At 71.7% G+C, this 2,961-nt stretch carries 2 protein-coding genes; both read left to right on the plus strand.

All coding sequences use genetic code 11. The annotated features are described in order from the left end of the window. Positions 1 to 82 precede the first annotated feature (82 nt). Complete coding sequence (gene nuoF / locus IY392_RS11395; protein WP_107755515.1) at positions 83 to 1,447, plus strand: NADH-quinone oxidoreductase subunit NuoF; 1,365 nt, start codon at positions 83 to 85, stop codon at positions 1,445 to 1,447. Beyond that, positions 1,444 to 2,961, plus strand: a 1,518-nt coding sequence (locus IY392_RS11400) for an NADH-quinone oxidoreductase subunit G (RefSeq protein WP_228549313.1), incomplete at its 3' end; no start/stop codon positions are given. The genes nuoF and IY392_RS11400, both read left to right, overlap by 4 nt.

A 2,961-nucleotide genomic window follows, 5' to 3' on the forward strand; every position in this document is an offset into this window, starting at 1 on the left:
GCGCCCACCCTCGCCGGCCTGCGGGCCGCGGGATCGGCCGGGATGCAGGCGCCCGCCGACGCCGACGAGGAGGAGGTCTGACATGCCGCTCGCGCCGTACCTCAGTCGCTACTGGGACGCACCGGACAGCTGGACGCTCGAGACCTATCTGGCACACGACGGCTACACCGGGCTCCGCAACGCCCTGGCCGCCGGCCCGGATCAGGTCATCTCCACCGTCCTCGACGCGGGTCTGCGCGGTCGCGGCGGGGCGGGGTTCCCCACCGGCCGCAAGTGGGGCTTCATCCCCCAGGCCCCCGGCTCCGGGAGTCCCGACAGCACCGACACACCCGGGGATCCCCGGGCCTCCGACCCCGCAGACCGGCCCAAGTACCTGGTGGTCAACGCCGACGAGTCCGAGCCGGGTACCTGCAAGGACATGCCCCTCATGCTGGCCACCCCGCACGTCGTGATCGAGGGGATGGTGATCGCCGCGTACGCCATCCGCTCCTCCCACGCGTTCATCTACCTCCGCGGCGAGGTGGTGCCGGTCCTGCGGCGTCTGCAGACCGCGGTCGCCGAGGCGTACGAGGCCGGGTTCCTGGGCCGGGACATCCTGGGCAGCGGGTTCGACCTCGACATCGTGGTCCACGCCGGGGCGGGCGCCTACATCTGCGGAGAGGAGACCGCACTCCTGGACTCCCTCGAGGGCCGGCGCGGACAGCCCCGGCTCCGACCGCCGTTCCCCGCCGTCGCCGGTCTCTACGCCTGTCCCACCGTGGTCAACAACGTCGAGTCCATCGCGAGCGTTCCGTCGATCCTCCAGCGCGGACCCGAGTGGTTCCGATCGATGGGCTCGGACAAGTCCCCCGGCTTCACCCTGTACTCGCTGTCGGGCCACGTCACCCGGCCCGGGCAGTACGAGGCGCCGCTCGGCATCACCCTGCGCGAACTCCTGCAGCACGCCGGCGGGATCCGGGAGGGGCACACGCTCAAGTTCTGGACCCCCGGCGGTTCCTCGACCCCCCTCCTCACGGACGCCCAGCTGGACATGCCCCTGGACTACGAGGGCTGCGCGGCCGAGGGGTCCATGCTCGGCACCAAGGCGCTGCAGATCTTCGACGACACGACGTGCGTGGTGCGGGCCGTGCTGCGCTGGACGGAGTTCTACGCCCACGAGTCGTGCGGCAAGTGCACCCCCTGCCGCGAGGGCACGTTCTGGCTGGTGCAGATCATGCGCAGGCTCGAGGACGGGACCGCGACCGAGAGCGACCTGGACCGACTGCTCGACATCTCGGACAACATCGTCGGCAAATCGTTCTGCGCACTCGGCGACGCCGCCGGCGCCCCGATCATGTCCTCCATCGCGCTGTTCCGCGACGAGTATCTGGCCCACATCCCCGGCGGGTGCCCCTTCGACCACCGCCGCTCCACCGTCTTCGCCCCGGCCGAGGAGGTGGCCCGATGACCGCAGGTGACGCCGCACCCGACCGCCCGGCCACCCCCTCGGGCAGCACCGCCGACGATGCCGTGGCCAACAAGATCACCCCCCGCGCCGACGACACCGTGGCCGACCTGGCGCCCGAGAAGAACGACGACCTCGTCACCCTCACCGTGGACGGCCGCCGCGTCTCCGTGCCGGCCGGCACGCTGGTGATTCGCGCCGCCGAACGCCTCGGGGTGCAGATCCCCCGGTTCTGCGACCACCCGCTGCTCGAACCGGCCGGCGCGTGCCGCCAGTGCGTCGTGCAGGTCGAGGGCGCCCCCAAACCCGTGACCTCCTGCACCACCCCGGTCACCGAGGACATGGTGGTGCGCACCCAGTTCACCTCCGAGATCGCGGACAAGGCCCAACGCGGGGTCATGGAGCTCCTGCTCATCAACCACCCGCTGGACTGCCCGGTCTGCGACAAGGGCGGGGAGTGCCCGCTGCAGAACCAGGCGCTCTCGAGCGGCCACGGTCACTCGCGCTTCACCGAGGTCAAGCGCACGTTCCCCAAGCCCATCGCCATCTCGTCCCAGGTCCTGCTCGACCGCGAGCGGTGCGTGATGTGCGCCCGGTGCACCCGGTTCTCGGATCAGATCGCGGGCGACCCGTTCATCGACCTGATGGAACGGGGCTCCCGACAGCAGGTGGGCGTCTACGGGGACGAGCCGTTCGAGTCGTACTTCTCCGGCAACACCGTCCAGATCTGTCCCGTCGGCGCGCTCACCGGCTCCGCGTACCGCTTCCGTGCACGCCCGTTCGACCTGGTCTCGAGCCCCGGTGTCTGCGAGCACTGCGCCAGTGGGTGCGGGCAGCGGACCGATCACCGCCGCGGGAAGGTACTGCGCAGACTCGCCGGGGACGATCCGGACGTCAACGAGGAGTGGAACTGCGACAAGGGTCGTTGGGCCTTCGTCTACGCCACGCGGCCCGACCGCCTCACCACCCCGATGATCCGGGGCCGGGACGGTGGCCTGGTGCCGGTCCCGTGGAGCACCGCCCTGGCCACGGCCGCCGCGGGGCTGTCCGCCGCGCGCGGTCGCACCGGTGTCCTGACCGGCGGCCGACTGACCCGCGAAGACGCCTACGCCTACGCCAAGTTCGCCCGCGCGGTCCTGGGCACGAACGACGTCGACTTCCGCGCGCGCCACCACTCCGGCGAGGAGGCCGATTTCCTCACCCGACGTGTGGTCGGCCGTGGCCCGGGAGAAGAGGGAGTGGTCACCTACGCCGATCTCGAGACCGCTCCGGTGGTCCTGCTGGTGGGCTTCGACCCCGAGGAGGAGTCGCCGATCGTCTTCCTCCGCCTGCGCAGGGCCGCGCGGGACCTCGGGGTGCGGGTATTCTCGGTGGCCCCGTTCGCCTCCCCGTCGGTGCGCAAGACGGGCGCCACGCTCGTGCCGACGGTGCCGGGGGCAGAGGCGGAGGTCCTCGCCGCGGCGGCCCGCGCATCGGGTCCCACCGCGCACGACCGGACCGCGCCGGTAGACGAGTTG

It is taken from the genome of Dietzia sp. SYD-A1, assembly GCF_015356725.1.
Classification (GTDB): Bacteria; Actinomycetota; Actinomycetes; order Mycobacteriales; family Mycobacteriaceae; genus Dietzia.

Bases quoted from the DNA above. Each gene is read 5' to 3' on its own strand.
- nuoF (WP_107755515.1), top strand. From the start codon at position 83: ATGCCGCTCGCGCCGTACCTCAGTCGCTACTGGGACGCACCGGACAGC.